General features: G+C 68.7%; 15 protein-coding genes. 9 read left to right on the forward strand and 6 right to left on the reverse strand.

The window, feature by feature from the left end:
• The first annotated feature begins 94 nt into the window (after positions 1–94).
• Positions 95–796 (forward strand): TetR family transcriptional regulator, encoded by a 702-nt coding sequence (locus AB0I79_RS47545; RefSeq protein ID WP_357888390.1) that lies wholly within the window; start codon positions 95–97, stop codon positions 794–796.
• On the opposite strand, the gene AB0I79_RS47550 is transcribed toward AB0I79_RS47545, so the two are convergent.
• Together AB0I79_RS47550 and AB0I79_RS47555 are read right to left on the reverse strand one after the other, a co-directional pair.
• On the reverse strand, positions 783–2,003 hold the full coding sequence (locus AB0I79_RS47550; protein ID WP_357888393.1) for a cytochrome P450: 1,221 nt from the start codon (positions 2,001–2,003) through the stop codon (positions 783–785). The two genes, AB0I79_RS47545 and AB0I79_RS47550, sit on opposite strands and share 14 nt — an antisense overlap.
• Positions 2,004–2,111: 108 nt before the next feature.
• Positions 2,112–3,212 carry a pyridoxal phosphate-dependent aminotransferase gene (locus tag AB0I79_RS47555; RefSeq protein WP_357888396.1) on the reverse strand — a complete coding sequence of 367 codons (1,101 nt, stop codon included), beginning with the start codon at positions 3,210–3,212 and terminating at the stop codon, positions 2,112–2,114.
• Positions 3,213–3,543: 331 nt separating this feature from the next.
• Here AB0I79_RS47555 and AB0I79_RS47560 point away from each other — a divergent pair, with 331 nt between their 5' ends.
• Positions 3,544–5,115, forward strand: a complete 1,572-nt coding sequence (locus AB0I79_RS47560; protein ID WP_357888398.1) for an alpha/beta hydrolase — start codon at positions 3,544–3,546, stop codon at positions 5,113–5,115.
• Positions 5,116–5,246: 131 nt separating this feature from the next.
• On the opposite strand, the gene AB0I79_RS47565 is transcribed toward AB0I79_RS47560, so the two are convergent.
• Positions 5,247–6,194, reverse strand: a complete 948-nt coding sequence (locus AB0I79_RS47565; RefSeq protein ID WP_357888401.1) for an alpha/beta fold hydrolase — start codon at positions 6,192–6,194, stop codon at positions 5,247–5,249.
• An 89-nt stretch (positions 6,195–6,283) separates the two neighbouring features.
• Between AB0I79_RS47565 and AB0I79_RS47570 the strand changes: the two genes are divergently transcribed.
• The 3 genes from AB0I79_RS47570 to AB0I79_RS47580 all read left to right on the forward strand — a co-directional run bounded on the left by AB0I79_RS47570 (position 6,284) and on the right by AB0I79_RS47580 (position 8,661).
• Positions 6,284–7,063 (forward strand): TetR family transcriptional regulator, encoded by a 780-nt coding sequence (locus AB0I79_RS47570; RefSeq protein ID WP_357888404.1) that lies wholly within the window; start codon positions 6,284–6,286, stop codon positions 7,061–7,063.
• A gap of 135 nt (positions 7,064–7,198) precedes the next feature.
• Positions 7,199–7,849 (forward strand): TetR/AcrR family transcriptional regulator, encoded by a 651-nt coding sequence (locus AB0I79_RS47575; protein WP_357888407.1) that lies wholly within the window; start codon positions 7,199–7,201, stop codon positions 7,847–7,849.
• 11 nt (positions 7,850–7,860) lie between these two features.
• Positions 7,861–8,661, forward strand: a complete 801-nt coding sequence (locus tag AB0I79_RS47580) for a TetR/AcrR family transcriptional regulator (protein WP_357888410.1) — start codon at positions 7,861–7,863, stop codon at positions 8,659–8,661.
• A gap of 170 nt (positions 8,662–8,831) precedes the next feature.
• Here AB0I79_RS47580 and AB0I79_RS47585 read toward each other — a convergent pair whose 3' ends face one another.
• Positions 8,832–9,173 (reverse strand): hypothetical protein, encoded by a 342-nt coding sequence (locus tag AB0I79_RS47585; protein ID WP_357888413.1) that lies wholly within the window; start codon positions 9,171–9,173, stop codon positions 8,832–8,834.
• Positions 9,174–9,396: 223 nt separating this feature from the next.
• On the opposite strand from AB0I79_RS47585, the gene AB0I79_RS47590 reads away from it, so the two are divergent.
• Entirely contained in the window at positions 9,397–10,068 is a 672-nt protein-coding gene (locus AB0I79_RS47590; RefSeq protein ID WP_357888416.1) for a hypothetical protein, read from the forward strand.
• A gap of 244 nt (positions 10,069–10,312) precedes the next feature.
• Complete coding sequence (locus AB0I79_RS47595; protein ID WP_357888419.1) at positions 10,313–10,792, forward strand: DUF1579 family protein; 480 nt, start codon at positions 10,313–10,315, stop codon at positions 10,790–10,792.
• Between the two features lie 290 nt (positions 10,793–11,082).
• On the opposite strand, the gene AB0I79_RS47600 is transcribed toward AB0I79_RS47595, so the two are convergent.
• A complete protein-coding gene (locus AB0I79_RS47600; protein ID WP_357888422.1) occupies positions 11,083–11,595 on the reverse strand; it encodes a TetR/AcrR family transcriptional regulator in 513 nt (170 codons plus the stop codon).
• A 163-nt stretch (positions 11,596–11,758) separates the two neighbouring features.
• Here AB0I79_RS47600 and AB0I79_RS47605 point away from each other — a divergent pair, with 163 nt between their 5' ends.
• The gene (locus AB0I79_RS47605) at positions 11,759–13,216 is read left to right on the forward strand and encodes an FAD-dependent monooxygenase (protein ID WP_357888425.1); all 1,458 of its coding nucleotides are present in this window, start codon (positions 11,759–11,761) and stop codon (positions 13,214–13,216) included.
• A gap of 98 nt (positions 13,217–13,314) precedes the next feature.
• Positions 13,315–14,535 (forward strand): FAD-dependent oxidoreductase, encoded by a 1,221-nt coding sequence (locus AB0I79_RS47610; RefSeq protein WP_357888428.1) that lies wholly within the window; start codon positions 13,315–13,317, stop codon positions 14,533–14,535.
• A gap of 396 nt (positions 14,536–14,931) precedes the next feature.
• Here AB0I79_RS47610 and AB0I79_RS47615 read toward each other — a convergent pair.
• Positions 14,932–15,140 (reverse strand): hypothetical protein (locus AB0I79_RS47615; RefSeq protein ID WP_357888431.1); only part of this gene is annotated, 209 nt, incomplete at its 5' end.

The following is a 15,140-nucleotide window of genomic DNA, read 5'->3' on the forward strand; positions in this document are numbered from 1 at the left end:
AAGTGCTTTGGCCGCCCTCGCATCGAAGCCTGCCTCGCATGCCGACCGTTAGGCTGCGCGTACTCAAGGGTGCACCACAGATCGGAAGAGCTCGATGAACAAGATGGGCCGTCGTCCGGGGCCGTCGACCACGAGGGGTGAGATTGTGGCGGCTGCGGCGGTGTCGTTTAGTCGTGTGGGGTTTGAGGCGACGAGTGTGCGGGGGGTGGCGGCGGATGCGGGGGTGGATCCGGCGTTGGTGCGTCGGTTTTTTGGGGGGAAGGAGCAGTTGTTTGGTGCGGTGATGGTGTCGGTGTTTCGGCCGGAGGAGGCGGTGGTGGGGTTGTTGCGGGGGCCGCGGGGGCGGTTGGGGGAGCGGTTGGCGGGTTATGTGCTGGATGTGGTGGGTGAGGTGGAGGCGCCGGGGCCGTTGCTGGGGTTGATCCGGTCGGCGGCGACGAGTGAGCGGGCGGCGGCGCTGGCACGGGAGTTCCTGGCCAAGGAGATGCTGGGCAAGCTGACCCGCTCGCTCGGGGTGGACCATCCCGAGCTCCGTGCCGGCCTGGCTGCCAGCCAGTTGGTGGGCTTTGTGATCGCCCGGTATGTGGTACGGGTGGATGCCCTGGTAGCGGCGGGACGCGAGGAGCTCGTCGCCTGGCTCGCTCCGGCGCTGCAGCGCTACCTGACCGGCCGCGCCCCGCTACCGGCAGACGGCCACCGTGTCGCGCTGCTGCCGGCCGCCGCACCGGCGTCCCCCGAAGCGGGAAGCGACACGGCCACGCCGACCGGCAAGGCGCCAGAGGTCAGCGGCCCGTGAGATTCACCGGCAGACTCTGCAGTCCTCGAAGCGTCGTCCTGCCGTTCCACTGAGCCGGCCCGTCCGGGGCCATCGCGGGGAACCTGCGCATCAGTGCGGGAATGGCGATCCGGCCTTCCAGCCTGGCCAGAGCCGCGCCGAGGCAGTGGTGGATGCCGGAGCCGAAGGCCACGTGCTCGCGCGCGTTGACGCGGTCGAGCTTCAACTCCTCGGCGTCAGCGCCCCATTGGTCCGGATCACGATTGGCCGCCGCCAGCCCGACCAGGAGCAAAGAGCCCGGTGGGATGACCGTGTCGTGCACCTCGTACGGCTCGATGGTGATCCGCACCGTGACATGAAGGGATCCACCGTAGCGGAGGAGTTCCTCCACAGCGTTGGCGTCCAGGTCCTCCTGCCGGCGCAGCAGGTCGGCCTGATCCGGACGGTCCATCAGCGCGAGGGCGGAGCTCGAGATCAAGTGGGACGTGGTCTCATGCCCTGCGCTGTACAGCAGGATGACCTGCTCGACCAGTTCCTGCTCGCTCAGCACGTCTCCGGCGTACTCGGCCGCGAGCAACCGCGTGATCAGGTCATCCCCCGGGTGATCCCGCTTCCACGCGACGATCTCAGCGGTCAGCGCTCTCATCTCGTCACGCGCGACGGCGAAGGCACGCAGCTTGTCAGGATCCAGGGTGAACTCGATCGATTCTGTGAGCAGAGTGATCAGCTCGCGCAGCCGGGTCATGTCCGCCTGCGGCCACCCCAGCATGTCGGAGATCACTCGAAGCGGCAGGGGAAGCGCGTAGTCACTGACGAGGTCGACGGTGCCCCGCTGAGCCAGGTCATCGAGTGACGCCTCCACCAGAGCGCGAATGCGCGACTCCAACCGCTGGACGGCGCGAGGTGTGAACGCCTGGGACACCAGCCGGCGCAGCCTGGTGTGGTCCGGGGCGTCCCGCTGCAGCATGGACACCCGCTGCTCGGTATCGGCGTAGTCGGCGACGGCCCGCGCCTGGACGATGGGGCTGTCGCCCGCCCTCCACGGCTCGACCGACACCGGGCCCCGCAGCACGTCGACGACGTCGTCATAACGCGACAGCAGCCAATAGCCCCAGGGGCTGTGAAAAACGGGCGCGACCTCCCGCACACGCGCGTAGTGAGGGTAGGGGTCCTCGGCGAATCCCGGTGCGAGAGTATCGAAGAGGGCGATCGCCTCCTCGGCCGTCATCTCTGCCATGCTGCACACCCCGGCACATGTCGTTGGGCATCTGAAGAAGGCCATCAGCTTAGGAACCGGTGCTCACCGGCCGCATCTGTCGCATGACCGGTCCCGCCGTCACGCCAGCGCCGCCTCCACGCGCAAGCGAAGGTCCGACAGCCGGCTCACCGGCTCATTGCTGAAGACCAGGCGCACGTGCCGGGTGGCGACGGCACCGCCCCAGGCGGTCATGGGGGTGGCGGCGACTCTGCCGCGGCGCAGGAGCCGCTGCGACAGCAGCGCGGCGCGCATCCCCAGTGCTTCGGCGTCCAGCAGGCAGGACCATCCGCCCGCGGCGCGGACCACAGGCAGGCCTGCCAGTTGATCCAGCATGACGTCATGGCGCAGCTGGTATTCCCTCACCGCCTCGGGCACGCCCGCCCCGGACGGGTCGGTGAGCGCGGCAGCCGCCCCGTGTTGGGCGAAACCACTGGCCACGGTCGTGTTGTAGATGACTGCCATGCGGATGCGTCTCATGATGTCGGCAGGGCCGGCGATCCAGCCGATGCGCCACCCGATCATCCGGTACTCCTTGGACACCGATCCGATCACGATCGTCCGCTCGGCGAGGTCGTCCACCCGGCAGGGATGGATGCGGGGGTGGCCGTCGAAGACGACGCGTTCCATGGCGGCGTCGTAGACGAGGTACGCGCCCGTCCTGTCACACACCTGCGCGACCGTTTGCCAGTCGTCGTGGTCGAGAACCACGCCGGACGGCATCGACGGGGACATGAGCAGCAGCGCCGCGGCTTTGGGTGACTGTCCCAGCGCCTCCCGGTCGAGCCGCCAATGGCCCTTCTCCACGCGCAGTGGCACCAGGGACGGCCGTGCTCCCGCCAGCCATACCCGTTGCAGCAGGCCGGCGTAGGTGGGGTCGGTGAGCACGACGCGATCACCCGGCTCGGCCACCGACAGCAGCACGGGCATGACTGCAGCGGTGCCTCCGGAGGTGATGACCACCTGACCGTCCGGGTCGTAGGTCCGGCCGGTGCGCCTGTGCAAGTCGGCCGCCACCGCCTCGCGCAGCACCGGAAGACCGGTCAGGGGCAGCCAGCTGTTACCGGTGCCGCCGGCCAGGGCCTTGACCGTGGCCAGCACGGCGACATCCGGTGGCGCCAGGTCGGTGTCGAGATTTTCCAGCCGCAACACGTCCGGATCATCGCCCGCGGCGGCGGCCACCTGGTCGAGCCCGATGGGCTGGACGGACTTGAAGCGACGGTTGGAGCGCACGCACACCTGCCTCATGGACCTGAGCGAGAGCACCAGCTTGACCGCCGTGGCGGTGAGGCGAATCCGTCAGGCGACCGGTCCTGCGAAGACGTGCGTGGCGGAGCGGTGCAAGCCCGTCCTGTTGGCTGGTTGGGGGAGGAGATGTCAGCGGGGTTGACCAGTCGCCTGACTGATGTGCGTGCCGATCTGTGGCATCTAGCATCTCGGGTCGTTGGTCAGCAGCCGGGTGGTGGGCTCGATCGTTCGCCCGCCCTGGTGTTTCCCTGCATGGAGGAATTGGATGAGAAGAGTTCTCGCCTCTGGCGTGGCAGCCGGCGCCGTGGCGCTGGCCGTCCTTCCCGGCACGCCGACGGCGGCGAACGCGGCTTCCGCGGAGCAGTCGGTCGCCTTCGGCTCCTGCCCTGCGGACCTGGCAGCGCCGTACCCCCATCTGACCTGCGCCACCGTGCAAGTTCCGATCGACTACGCCAATCCCGGCGCCGGCCACACGAGCGTGCTGCTGTCCAAGGCGGCGGCCAAGGACCCGTCCAAGCGGCGTGGCGTCCTGCTCATCAACCCCGGCGGCCCAGGCGCGGGCGGAGCCGAGTATGTTGGACGGCTTTCCAAGCCCAACGCCAGTGGCGTGACCCGGCTGCCGAGCCGCGTGCTCGACAGCTATGACGTCATCGGCATGGACCCTCGTGGCGTGGCGCACAGCTCGCCGATCAGCTGTGTCGACCCGTCCTACTGGGCGGGGCCGCAGCCCGATCCGGATCCGGGGGCCAACCGGCTGAAGCTGTGGAAGATCTGGGACGACTTCGCCGCCGGCTGCGGCCGCAACGCCGGAGCGCTGCTCGGTCGGATGGGCACCAAGGACGTGGCCAGGGACATGGACGCCATCCGCGAGAAGCTGGGCGAATCAAAGATCAGTTACCTGGGGTACTCCTACGGGACGTATCTCGGTGCCGTTTACGGCACCATGTTCCCGCAACGCGTCGACCGCATGATCTTGGACAGCAGCGTCGATCCGACGCCCACGCGGATGTGGTACCAGGCCACGCTGGCCCAGAATCCCAAGGTGCAGCGTCGTCTGGAGGAATGGCTCGGCTGGGTTGCCAAGCACGACGACGTCTTCGGTCTCGGCAGCACCCTTGATCAGACGCGAGCGGCGTGGAACGCCACCCTGAGCGACTTCCGCACAACGCCGCATGGGCAGGTCGGCGGCAGTGAGCTGCTCGGCATCGCCTACGGTGCGACCTTCGGTGAGTCGTTGTGGGTTCCCCTGGCGCAGGCGCTGAGCGACTATGTGGTCAAGGACGACGACGCCTCCCTGGTGGCTCTGGCCGCCCCGGCCACCGACGCGGCCACGGAGAACGGCATCGCCAGCTTCAACGCCGTCATCTGCCGCGACGCGGCCTGGCCGGCCGAGACCATCGAATATGAGCGTGACGCGGGCAGGTCGGCTCAGACGTCCCAGTTCGCCTACTACAACATGTGGAACAGCGGCTCGGCGTGCGCGACCTGGAGCGTCGCCAACGAGACACGTGTGCTGCCCACCGGCGACGGCCTGCCGCCGATTCTGATGTTCAACTCGATCGGCGACCCGTCCACCCCGTACGAGGGCGCCCTGAACATGCACAAGGCCCTGCCCAGCTCCGTGCTGGTCACCGAGCAGGACTCCGGCAAGCATGGTGTGTTCGCCAACCCGGTCGCCTCCACCAACCCGGCCGCCCAGCGGATCGGGGAGGACTACCTCGTCGACGGGCTGCTGCCGGCGGGGGACGTCAGCATTCCCGGGCACGCGCTTCCCGTGCCGACCAGCGCCCGCGTCAGCCAGGCGCCGGTGCCCGGCGTGCTGCCCCAGGTCGAGTAGCGCGAGCCACTCCGCTGTGCAGGGGCACGGACCCGAGAGGTGAGGGGTGGCCGGATTGCGCCGCCCCTCACCTGCGGGCTTCACCAGCCCGGCAGGCGCTTGCGGCTTCGGCTCTGACAAGCCGGGGAATCTCAGAGGCCGGCGGCGTTCCCGCCGGATGCGCGGCCGAGCGAGCGCTGCTGGCCCTGCCGCAGCTGGTGGCGCAGGAAGGCGATCTGATCAGTGAGCACATGTTCGCGCGTGTCGGCGTCGGTGTAGAAGGTGAAATGTGTGCCAGGGTAGCTGCGCAGTTCGCCGTGCGGGGCTCGGTCCGCCAGGGCCCGGGTCGTCTCGATGGGTGTTTCGTGGTCATCAGCCGCGACGCAGACCAGCAGCGGCATGGTGAGCCGAGCCGCAGCCTGGTCGGGGTGGTAGCGCATCATGTCCAGCAGCGCCCGGGGGGCGACCGTGTTGCGCCACAGGGTCGTGGCTTCTCCGCTGGAGAGCGCTTGGATGTGCCGCTCGGCCTCGTCGGTGGCGGTCACGGCGAGCTCGCCAGGCCTGCCGACCATGGGGATGTAGTACGGCGAAAGGCCGAGCTTGCCGCGCACCGCGTCCCAGATGATGGCCCCCAGCAGACGCAGCGTCTGCCCGGTCGAACGTCCCTCGACCCGCTTGGGGAATCCGTTGAACGGGATTTGCGCCACCACCGCCACGATGGCCGGGTCATCGGCGGCCGCCGAGATGACATGCGCGCCGCCGAGCGAGTTTCCCCACAGCATGACGCTGCCCGGGTCGATTCGCTCGTCACCGCGCACGAAGGCGATGGCGGCGCGCAGATCGTCTTGCTGGCCGTCGATGTCGGCGAGCTGGCGTGGCTCGCCGGCGCTCTCACCGAAACCGCGATAGTCGAACACCAGGGCCGCCATGCCCTCGGCGGCGAACCGCTCCGCGTGCGGGAAGAGCCGGTCCATCGTCCCGCTGAACCCGTGGCACAGCACGACGCACGGCAGCCGCCCGCCGGGCGCCGTCGGCAGGTAGAGATATCCCGTGCAGGTCGTGCCGCGGGATTCGAAGGCAACCCGCATCCGTTCGCTCATTCTCGCCACCCCCAGAAACTAACCGTTGGTAAGCATGCTAAACGACGAAGTTAGACTGGTGGTAGGCGGCCGGTGCCGTGAGGAGTCAGATGAGCGCGACCTTCCAGCGGATCCTGGCGGCCGCGCGTTCGCTGTTCGCCGCACGCGGCTACCGCGCCACGTCCATGCAGGCCATCGCGGACGAGGTCGGTATCACCAAGGCGGCCCTGTACTACCACTTCGCCTCCAAGGACGAGATCCTGCGCCACCTCACCTTGCCGCTGCTGGAGGAACTGGAGGACGCGCTCGGCGATGCCGAGAGGGCCGGCGACGCGCAGACAGTGCGCTGGCGCGCCATCGAGGGCTACGTGGAGGTCCACCTGCGTCACTGCCAGACGCTGCTGATGCTCGTCCGGGACATGACACTGCTGGTGCAGGCGCCGCTGGCCGATCGGTTCCGTGCGGCGATCGCCCTGGCCAACGAGTTGGTATGCGGGCCGGAGCGCAGTCTGGAGTGGCGCGTGCGCGCCTCACAGGTGGTGGCCGGGCTGGGCGATCCGGTCGTGCTCTTCCTGGACGCCCCTGCCGGCAGGATCAGACGTCACATCCTGGACGGTGCCCGGGCCCTGCTGCTGCCACTGCCGCCGGCCGCGGCGGAGGCGGGACGGGAGTCCGGCGATGCGGCACCCGCCCGGCCGCCCTGCGGATCGGACGGCGATCGGCGTCCTCGCGGGCGCCCGCGAGGACGCGGTGGGGGGCGGCCCGCCGCGTTGACGGAGCTCGAGGCGAGGCAGGCCAGGGACAGCTATGCGGCCGGCGACTCCGTGGAGCAGATCGCCGTACGACTCGGAGTGTCCCGGGCCACGATCTACCGGTGTCTCAAAAACTAATCCTGCCATTTGATTTCGAAATCAAATATCCCGGCCTATCCGTCGTGGGTCCGGGAGGCGGGGCACGTGGCTGGTCGTCTCACGTGCCCTCGAGAACGGATGCGGCGAACGGTCAGGTTGCGCAGGGGGAGGAACGTGGCGAAGCGACCACACGACCACAGGAGACTGCCGCGCCGGCGCGGCGAAGCGCTGACCGGCGCGATCTTCGAGGCAGTCGTGGATGAGTTGCGCGACCACGGGTACGCGGGGCTGACCTTCGAAGGGGTGGCGGCGCGGGCGCGGGCGGGCAAGGCGTCGCTGTATCGGCGGTGGCCGACCCGCCTGGATCTCGTGATGGACGCCACCCGCCACCTGTTCTCCGATGCGGGGCTGGTGAACGACACCGGATCTTTCCGAGGTGATGTGCATGCTCTTCTCTGCCGCATGGCGGGACTGCTGCACGGAGTGGCGGGTGAGGCGCTGCGGGGAATGCTGGGCGACAGCATCGGCGCTTCGGCCCGGGCCGATGAGCGGCGCTCTGCGGCGGATTGGGGACACGGCGCGATGCGAGAGGTCGCTCGCAGAGCGGCGGAGCGGGGAGAGATCGACGGCGGCGCCGTCTCTCCCCGCCGGTTCAAGGCCGGGCCGACGCTGCTGCTGCACTGCTTCCTGATCGAGGGCTTGCCGATCTCGCAGCAGACTGTCGCGGACATCGTTGACGAGGTCGTCCTGCCTGTCTTCGGGCTGACCGATCAAGAGCCGCCCCTCCCATGCGAGAGCTGCGGGACTACTTCGGATATGCAGTAGCGTCCAGGTTCATGGAGGTTGCGACGCACCTGGTGGAGGCGGCCCTGCGGGCCGCTCGTGACTTGGGAAAAGACGTGGCGGAAGTGCCGTTGACCGCGATAGCCGCAGCGGCCGGCATTTCACGCAGCACCCTGCTGCGGCGGCTGGGCGGATCCCGCAAGGCACTCGATGACGCTGTCCGCCAGGCCGGCGTTGATCCGGGCGGTCGGCCGCCGGTGCGCGAACGCGCGATCAATGCCGCGATTCGGCTGATCAGCGAACGTGGCCTGGGCGCGGTCACCCTCGACGCCGTCGCCAAGGAGGCCGGCTGCGCCCTGCCGTCCCTGCACACCGTCTTCCAGGGGCGGGACGGCTTGCTGGCCGCCGTCTTCGACCGCTTTGGCCCGGTTCTCGACCTTGAGACGCTGGCCGCGCGTCCGCCCGATACGGTGGAAGACACCGTCCGTGCCATCTATCAGGCCATCGCGGCGGCGTTCGGCCGCGAACCGCGCGTGCTGCCGGCGATCTTCGCGGACCTGTTCGCGCGGCCTCGCGGGCCGGGCAGCCAGTTGCTCAGGGCCAATCTGCCTCGCCTCACCGGAGGGCTCGGCGCCTTGCTGTCGCCGCATGTGCGGGCGGGCCGGCTGCGGCCCATGCCGTTCCCGCTGCTGGTGCAGCAGCTGCTCGGCCCGGTGGCGCTGCACCTGCTGCTGAGACCCGCGCTGGAAGAACTGATGGACTCCGACCTGCCGGCCGTGGACGAGGCGGTCGAACACTTCGCGCAGGCGTTCCTGCACGCCGCCCTCCTTCCTGAGGGTGGGCAAGCGGGGTGAGCCGCGAACCTTGCTCGTGGCGGCTACACCTCAGTGGATCCGGCCTCGAAGGACCGGATCGGCCGCCGCGGCCGACACGGGGCGGCGGGGGTCTCCGCCCGACCAGGACGATCGGACGGAGACCCCGCTGCTTGCCGCGTCCTGCCGCCTGCGCGGTATGACCCGGCGTCCTACTTCGCCTCGATGTCCGGAACGGATACGGTTCTGGAGACCTTGACCGCTCCAGTGATGGTGGCGACCTCCTCGACCTTGAAGTCGGCGAGGGCCAGGCGGATGTTCTCGGCGGCTGCCCGTGCCCGGTCGGCCTGCTCCTGGGTCTCGAAGAGCGTGACGGTGACGATCATCCCGTCGTCGTCGGAGATGGCGTAGTACCCGAGGATGCCGTCGGGAAGCTTGACGGGCGCCGCCGCGCCCTCCCCGGACAACTGTGCGGCGAACTGCCTGTCCACCGTGCGCATCAGGTCATCCACGGTGCCGGCTCCCATGCGGTAACGGCGAATGAATGCGTGCATTGGTGTTCCTCCATCCACTAAAGTCCCCATGTAGGGACTTGAAAGTCCTCGCATGAGGATATAGCTTCGGTCGTGACGAAGGAAGCCCGCAGGAGGAGACAAGACCGCGGGTCGCGCGGGGGCGGCGGCAAGCCGGGCCACCGGATCGCCCTGCCCTCTCCTGGCTGGCTTCGCCTCAGCCGGGCGCTGCGCCGCGGCGCCCGTACCCGAAGGGAACAGCGACATGGTCGATCTGCCCAGCAGCCCTCTGGCCGAAGTGGACCTCGAGTTCGAGAAGATGGCCCTGGAGACGGGCGGTTTCACCTTCACCAAGCTGCCCAGCACCACCATGCGGGAAAAGCTCATGCAGTGCGTCGCCCACGACATCTGCCTGGCCAACGTGGGGCTGGCCTACAAGATGCACATCATGGCCCTGACCATGCACGGCACCGCCTACGCCGACATCCTGGCCCTGATCCGGTTCGTCGCGCCGTACTCGGGCTATCCTGCCGCCGCCACCGCCCTGGGCGCGCTGGCCCGTTACGCCAAGGAACTCGGCATCGAGACGGCCGCCGACGCCGACCCGGGCATCGACACCAGCGGCGGGCGTGACGCCTGCTGGCCCGTCGGTGACGACTGGATCGCAGAGTTCCTCGCCTCTCGCATGGGTCGGGCGTGGTCGGAGGGACGGCTGTCGGAGAGGGAAAGGGCCTTCGCGGCGCTGGCCGCCCACGTGACCCAGCAGGCGCTGGGCCCGTCGTTCCGCCGTCATGTCGAACTGGCCCTCGAGGTGGCCCCCCCGGAGGAGGTCCGTGCGGCCGTACGCTTCACCTCCGAGTTCGGCGTCGCCAGAGCGGCCGCCGCGCTGGAGGAACTGGAGAAGGTCCTGGCCGACGTTTCTCCCGGCTCGGCCTGAGCGCCTGATCCGGCGGTCCGTGAGCCCAATGACGGGTGCCGGTCCCGGAGAAGGGGATCGGCGCCCGGCCGGCGGTGGGCCGCCTGCTCGAGTGGCCGGGTTCGTCTTCACCGACGCGGCCGGCGGACTGCGGGGCTGGGCTCATGGCCGCATGCGACCAGATCATCTGAAAACGGGCGCGTTTCCTGCCCGGCGAAAGTCGCGGAACGCCAGGACGGCGCCTTGGCGGATAGGAGTGTGTGAGATGTCGGATTCTCCTGCTGACGAACTGCGACACCTGCTGTTCTTCGTCGGCGCGTGGGAGGGCGAGGGTGCCTTCGAGGCGACGGAATTCACGCCGGCCTTCTCCCAGCCGGTCGTACGCGTGGAGGGAAGCTTCCGCCTCGGTGGGCGCTGGCTGGAGCAGCGCTTCACGTGGATCGAGCAGTCGGATTCCGGAGGCCTGCGAATCAGCGAGGGCCTGCGTCTGTGGGGATACGACCGTGGCAGAGGGTTGTTCGTCTCGGAATGGTTCGACAGCATGGGGCGTCGCGGAACCGTGACATCGCCGGGCTGGCGGGGCGACGAACTCGTGACCGACACGGTGATCTCGCACGGCGAACGGCGGATCCAGGCACGGGAGGTGTTCACCCGGCTGGGCGAGAACGGCTGGCGTCACACGGCTGAGATGGACTTCGGGCGTGGTTGGGTGCCGACGGACGAGCAGACCTTCCGCAGGTTGTAGCGGAGTGGCCAGACGATCGAGCCAGGTTTGCTCGATCTGCCCCACCCGAGCCGCGCATCGGGTTATCGGCCTGCGAGCCTCCGAGCGCGGCTCTGCGGGGTGTTCACCGGACCCGCCCCGCCACGCTGTGCGAAGGTGCCGCCGCAGACGCGATGTCTGCGGCCGGGGGCGTCAGCATCCACCTGTGCGGGAATCGGACACGTGGCCTGACCGCACCGCCTTCCTCTCCGCAGCCAGGCCGAGCTTCCGCCCCCGCCGGAGCCCGCCGTCACCGGCTGTGCTGCCCGTGCTTATCGGGCGAAGCCGTACAGGAGCCCGTCCACCAGTCGGGTGATCTCGTCTGGGTCCGGCAGCGGTGCGTCGTTGGCGACGCGGAGGGCGATCACGCCTGAGACCAGGTCGGCGATGAGCTTCGCGTCGGTGGAGGCGGGCAGTTCGCCGTGTTCCACCCCCCGGCGCACGATCCCGGAGATCAAGTCCAGGCGGCGCCGCATGACCTCGCGGAACACCTCGGTGAACACCGAGTCGCGGCAGGCTTCGCCCAGTCCTTGCCGCAGGAGCATGCGCATCTGCGGCCGATCGAACGCCCGCATGACCTCCCCCAGGGTCTCGGCGAGATCATCGCGCACGGATCCGGTGTCCGCGGCGCGGAATTGTTCGAGGCTGATCTGGGAGAACGCCTCCAACAGCAGGTCCTTCTTGGTGGGATAACGGCGGAAGACCGTGGTGCGTCCCACGCCGGCGTGCGCCGCCACATCATCGAAGGTCATCTCGAAGCCGTGGGTGAACAGCAGGTCGGCCATCGCTTGCCTGATGGCCGCATCCACTTCTGGATCAGGCCTGCGGCCTCCCCGGTTACCGCGCATCTTCCACGTCTCCCACGTTGACAAGTTGAGGTACTCAGAGTACCCATTGATAAAACGGTACTTAAAGTACCGGTACTCCAAGTACCTAATGAGGTGCTCGATGAGCGTGATCATCGTGGGTGCGGGGCCCACAGGGCTGATGCTGGCCGGAGACCTGGCGGCTGCAGGAATCCGCGTCAAGGTGCTCGAGCGGCGCGCCGAAGAATCGAACGTGACCAGGGCCTTCGCCCTCCACGCTCGAAGCCTGGAACTGCTCGCCATGCGGGGTCTCGCCGAGGGCCTGGTGGCGCAGGGGCTGCAGGTTGCCGAGGTCCGCCCGCGCATCAAGGGCAGAGAGCTCGTCTTCAACATGCGTCACCCAGAGAGCCGTTTCCCTTACGTGCTCATCCTGGGACAGGCTCGTACGGAAGCGGCTCTGGAAGAGCGTGCACGCGGGCTCGGCGCGGAGATCGTGCGCGGCGCCGAGGTCACGGGCCTGGCCCAGGACGGGGATGGGGTCACTGTCACCCTGGCCGGCGGAGGTAGCGAGCATGCCGACTACGTCGTCGGTTGCGACGGCGCGCACAGCGTCGTGCGCCGCCTGCTGTCGGTGGGATTCAGCGGCCGAAGCTACGACACGCGGATCCTGCTCGCCGACGTGCTGCTGGAGGCGGACCTGCCGCTGGCGGTCAACCCGTTCATCGGCGACGACGGTGCGGTCCTGCTGCCGCCGTATGGAGACGGCTGGTTCCGCGCCACGATCTGGGACCGTACCCGGCAAGGCGTCCCCGTGGAGGAGCCGGTGCACCTCGAAGAGGTGCGCGATGCCCTGCTGCGCATCACCGGACGGGATCTCCAGCTCTCCCAGATGCGGTGGTCCACCCGATTCCTCAGCGAGCGCCGTCAGGCCCGCCGCTATCGCGTCGGCCGTGTCTTCCTGGCCGGTGACGCGGCGCACGTCCACTCCCCGCTCGGCGCCATGGGCATGAGCACCGGCCTGCAGGACGCCGCCAATCTGTCGTGGAAGCTCGCCGCCGCTTGCGGGGGATGGGCGCCACCCTGGCTCCTGGACACCTACGAGTCCGAACGCCACCCGGTCGGCCGCATGGTGCTGCGCCTGACCGACCTGCTCAGGCGCATGTCCGAGGCGCCCGCTCCGGTCCGGCTGATCCGTCCCTACGTCGCACCTGCGATCATCAACCATCCCCGTGTTTCGGAGGCCGCCCGGCTGACGCTGTCCGGCCTGGGCGTCACCTATCCGGTCCCCGCCGCCGTTGCGGACTCGCCGCTGGCCGGTTCGCGCGTCCCCGACCTGCCTCTGACGATCGGCGGACGTCCTGCCCGGCTCTACGACTACCTCGGCGACGGCCGCTTCGTCCTCCTCGACGCCACGGGCGCGCAGGTTGTGGACGAGTGGCGGCATGGTCGCGTCCGCGTGCTGGAGTGCGACGGTCCTCTGCTGTTCGGCAAGGCCAGCACGGTGCTGATGCGGCCGGACGGCTACGCGGCCTGGACCGCCTCCTACCCCGAGCCGGCCCGCACGCGAGAGGTCTTGCGTCAGTGGTGCGGACCGGTGTGACCAGCATCCCTCGTTTTGACACTCGACATTACTATCGATCGCAAGAAGTTCCAGTTACCATACCCTTGAATTCGTCAGGCGATGAGTTAGGAGCGCTCATGGACGCCACAGTCGTCGCCGCGGGCGGTGGACCCGCGGGGATCATGCTCGGGCTGCTGCTGGCGCGCGCGGGGATCAAGGTCGTGGTCCTGGAGAAGCACGCCGACTTCCTGCGGGACTTCCGCGGCGACACCATCCATCCCTCCACCCTGGAGCTGATCGAGGAGCTCGGGCTCACCGAGCAGTTCGAGAAGATCCCCCACGGCAAGATCCACGAATTCGCGATGGGAGAAGTGCGGCTGGGCTCGATGACCGAGCTCGGCATCCGCTATCCCTACATCGCCATCGCCCCACAGTGGGATTTTCTGACCATGCTCGCGGAGGAAGCACAGCGCTATCCGACCTTTACACTGCTCATGAACTGCGAAGTCACCGGCCCCATCCTCGACGGTGACCGCGTCGCGGGGGTTCGCTACCGTGATGAGCAGGGCGAGGAACACGAAGTGCGCGCCGGGCTCACGGTGGCGACCGACGGCCGGTATTCACGCCTGCGGGCCGCCGCAGGACTGCAGGTGCACGAAACCGGCTCGGCCTTCGACACGTTGTGGTTCCGGCTGCCCAAGGAGTCCGGGATGCCGGTGGAGCTTTACTTCAGGGTCACCCCCGGCCGCTGGATCGTCGGTTTCGACCGGCGCACGTATCTGCAGATCGCCTACATGATCCCGAAGGGCGGATTCGAGGCGGTCAAGAGGGCGGGAATCGAGGAGATCCGGCGGGGCACCGCCGAGACGGTGCCCGAGCTCGCCGATCGCATCCGCCATCTGGCGTCCATGGACGATGTCCACATGCTGGAGGTGATGGTCAACCGGGCCAAGCGGTGGCACCGCCCCGGACTGCTGCTGCTCGGCGACGCGGCGCACGCCATGTCGCCCATGGGCGGGGTCGGGGTCAAGCTGGCGGTCGATGACGCCGTCGCGGCCGCCAACATCCTGGCCGCGCCGCTCCTGCAGGCCCAGCGGGACGGCTCGATGCTCGATGACAAACATCTGGCGGCTGTGCAGTCCCGCAGGGAATTCCCCACGATGATGACGCAGAAGATGCAGCAGGCCTTCTACGAGAGGCTTGTGGAGCCCGCCTTCCGGCACGAGCAGCCCAAGTCCATGCCCCTGGCGCTCAGGACGATCCGGCACGTCCCGGCGGTGCGCCGCAGGATCCTGCGGACGATCGCCGTCGGCGTCCGCCAGGAACACATCCACACGCCGTCCGTGCCCCCCGGCTGAGTGGGGCCGGAAGAAGGGACTGCCCCGCGGCGGCCTGACGGCGCCCCTCAGCGGGTGCACGGCGAGCCTGGGCGCAGGTGGGCAGCACCGGCGACCATCAGAGCATCACGGTCGTTCGGCCCTCTTCTCACGTGGTGATCCGGTGCACGACTCCTGCCTTCGCGGGGGATTGTCGGCGTACCAGTTCAAGTGCAGAGCCATGTACAAGTAGACGTGCAGAGATGACCAGCATTGGTCGTGGTGTCAAGCTCGTGATCGTGAAGCTTGGAGAGGGGGTTGCTGGTCACTCGATGTGGGGGCGTGTCACGGTGGTCCTGGTGGCTGAGCGGGGGCCAAGACGGCTGTTGGGAAGGCGAATGTCCAGACAGTGGGCAGCACACCGGCTGTCGGCGGCGCTCAGCGTGGCGGCACCGTCTCGGTGACGGAATTGTTTGTCTCAACTCGTGCTCGACGCTGTGCGAGGAGGAACAGCAGCCACGCCAGGGCGCTGAGCACGGCGCAGACCAACAAGGCCGCGCGATAGCCGAGGGCGTGGGAGATGCCGCCGGCGGCGATGCCCGACACGAGCGAGCCGGCTGTCGCGGAGTTGGCGAACAACGTGGTGG

Source organism: Nonomuraea sp. NPDC050202 (genome assembly GCF_040656115.1).
Classification (GTDB): domain Bacteria; phylum Actinomycetota; class Actinomycetes; order Streptosporangiales; family Streptosporangiaceae; genus Nonomuraea.

Bases quoted from the DNA above. Each gene is read 5' to 3' on its own strand.
- AB0I79_RS47545 (WP_357888390.1), top strand. From the start codon at position 95: ATGAACAAGATGGGCCGTCGTCCGGGGCCGTCGACCACGAGGGGTGAG.
- AB0I79_RS47550 (WP_357888393.1), bottom strand. From the start codon at position 2,003: ATGACGGCCGAGGAGGCGATCGCCCTCTTCGATACTCTCGCACCGGGA.
- AB0I79_RS47560 (WP_357888398.1), top strand. From the start codon at position 3,544: ATGAGAAGAGTTCTCGCCTCTGGCGTGGCAGCCGGCGCCGTGGCGCTG.
- AB0I79_RS47565 (WP_357888401.1), bottom strand. From the start codon at position 6,194: ATGAGCGAACGGATGCGGGTTGCCTTCGAATCCCGCGGCACGACCTGC.
- AB0I79_RS47570 (WP_357888404.1), top strand. From the start codon at position 6,284: ATGAGCGCGACCTTCCAGCGGATCCTGGCGGCCGCGCGTTCGCTGTTC.
- AB0I79_RS47580 (WP_357888410.1), top strand. From the start codon at position 7,861: ATGGAGGTTGCGACGCACCTGGTGGAGGCGGCCCTGCGGGCCGCTCGT.
- AB0I79_RS47585 (WP_357888413.1), bottom strand. From the start codon at position 9,173: ATGCACGCATTCATTCGCCGTTACCGCATGGGAGCCGGCACCGTGGAT.
- AB0I79_RS47590 (WP_357888416.1), top strand. From the start codon at position 9,397: ATGGTCGATCTGCCCAGCAGCCCTCTGGCCGAAGTGGACCTCGAGTTC.
- AB0I79_RS47595 (WP_357888419.1), top strand. From the start codon at position 10,313: ATGTCGGATTCTCCTGCTGACGAACTGCGACACCTGCTGTTCTTCGTC.
- AB0I79_RS47600 (WP_357888422.1), bottom strand. From the start codon at position 11,595: ATGGCCGACCTGCTGTTCACCCACGGCTTCGAGATGACCTTCGATGAT.
- AB0I79_RS47605 (WP_357888425.1), top strand. From the start codon at position 11,759: ATGAGCGTGATCATCGTGGGTGCGGGGCCCACAGGGCTGATGCTGGCC.
- AB0I79_RS47610 (WP_357888428.1), top strand. From the start codon at position 13,315: ATGGACGCCACAGTCGTCGCCGCGGGCGGTGGACCCGCGGGGATCATG.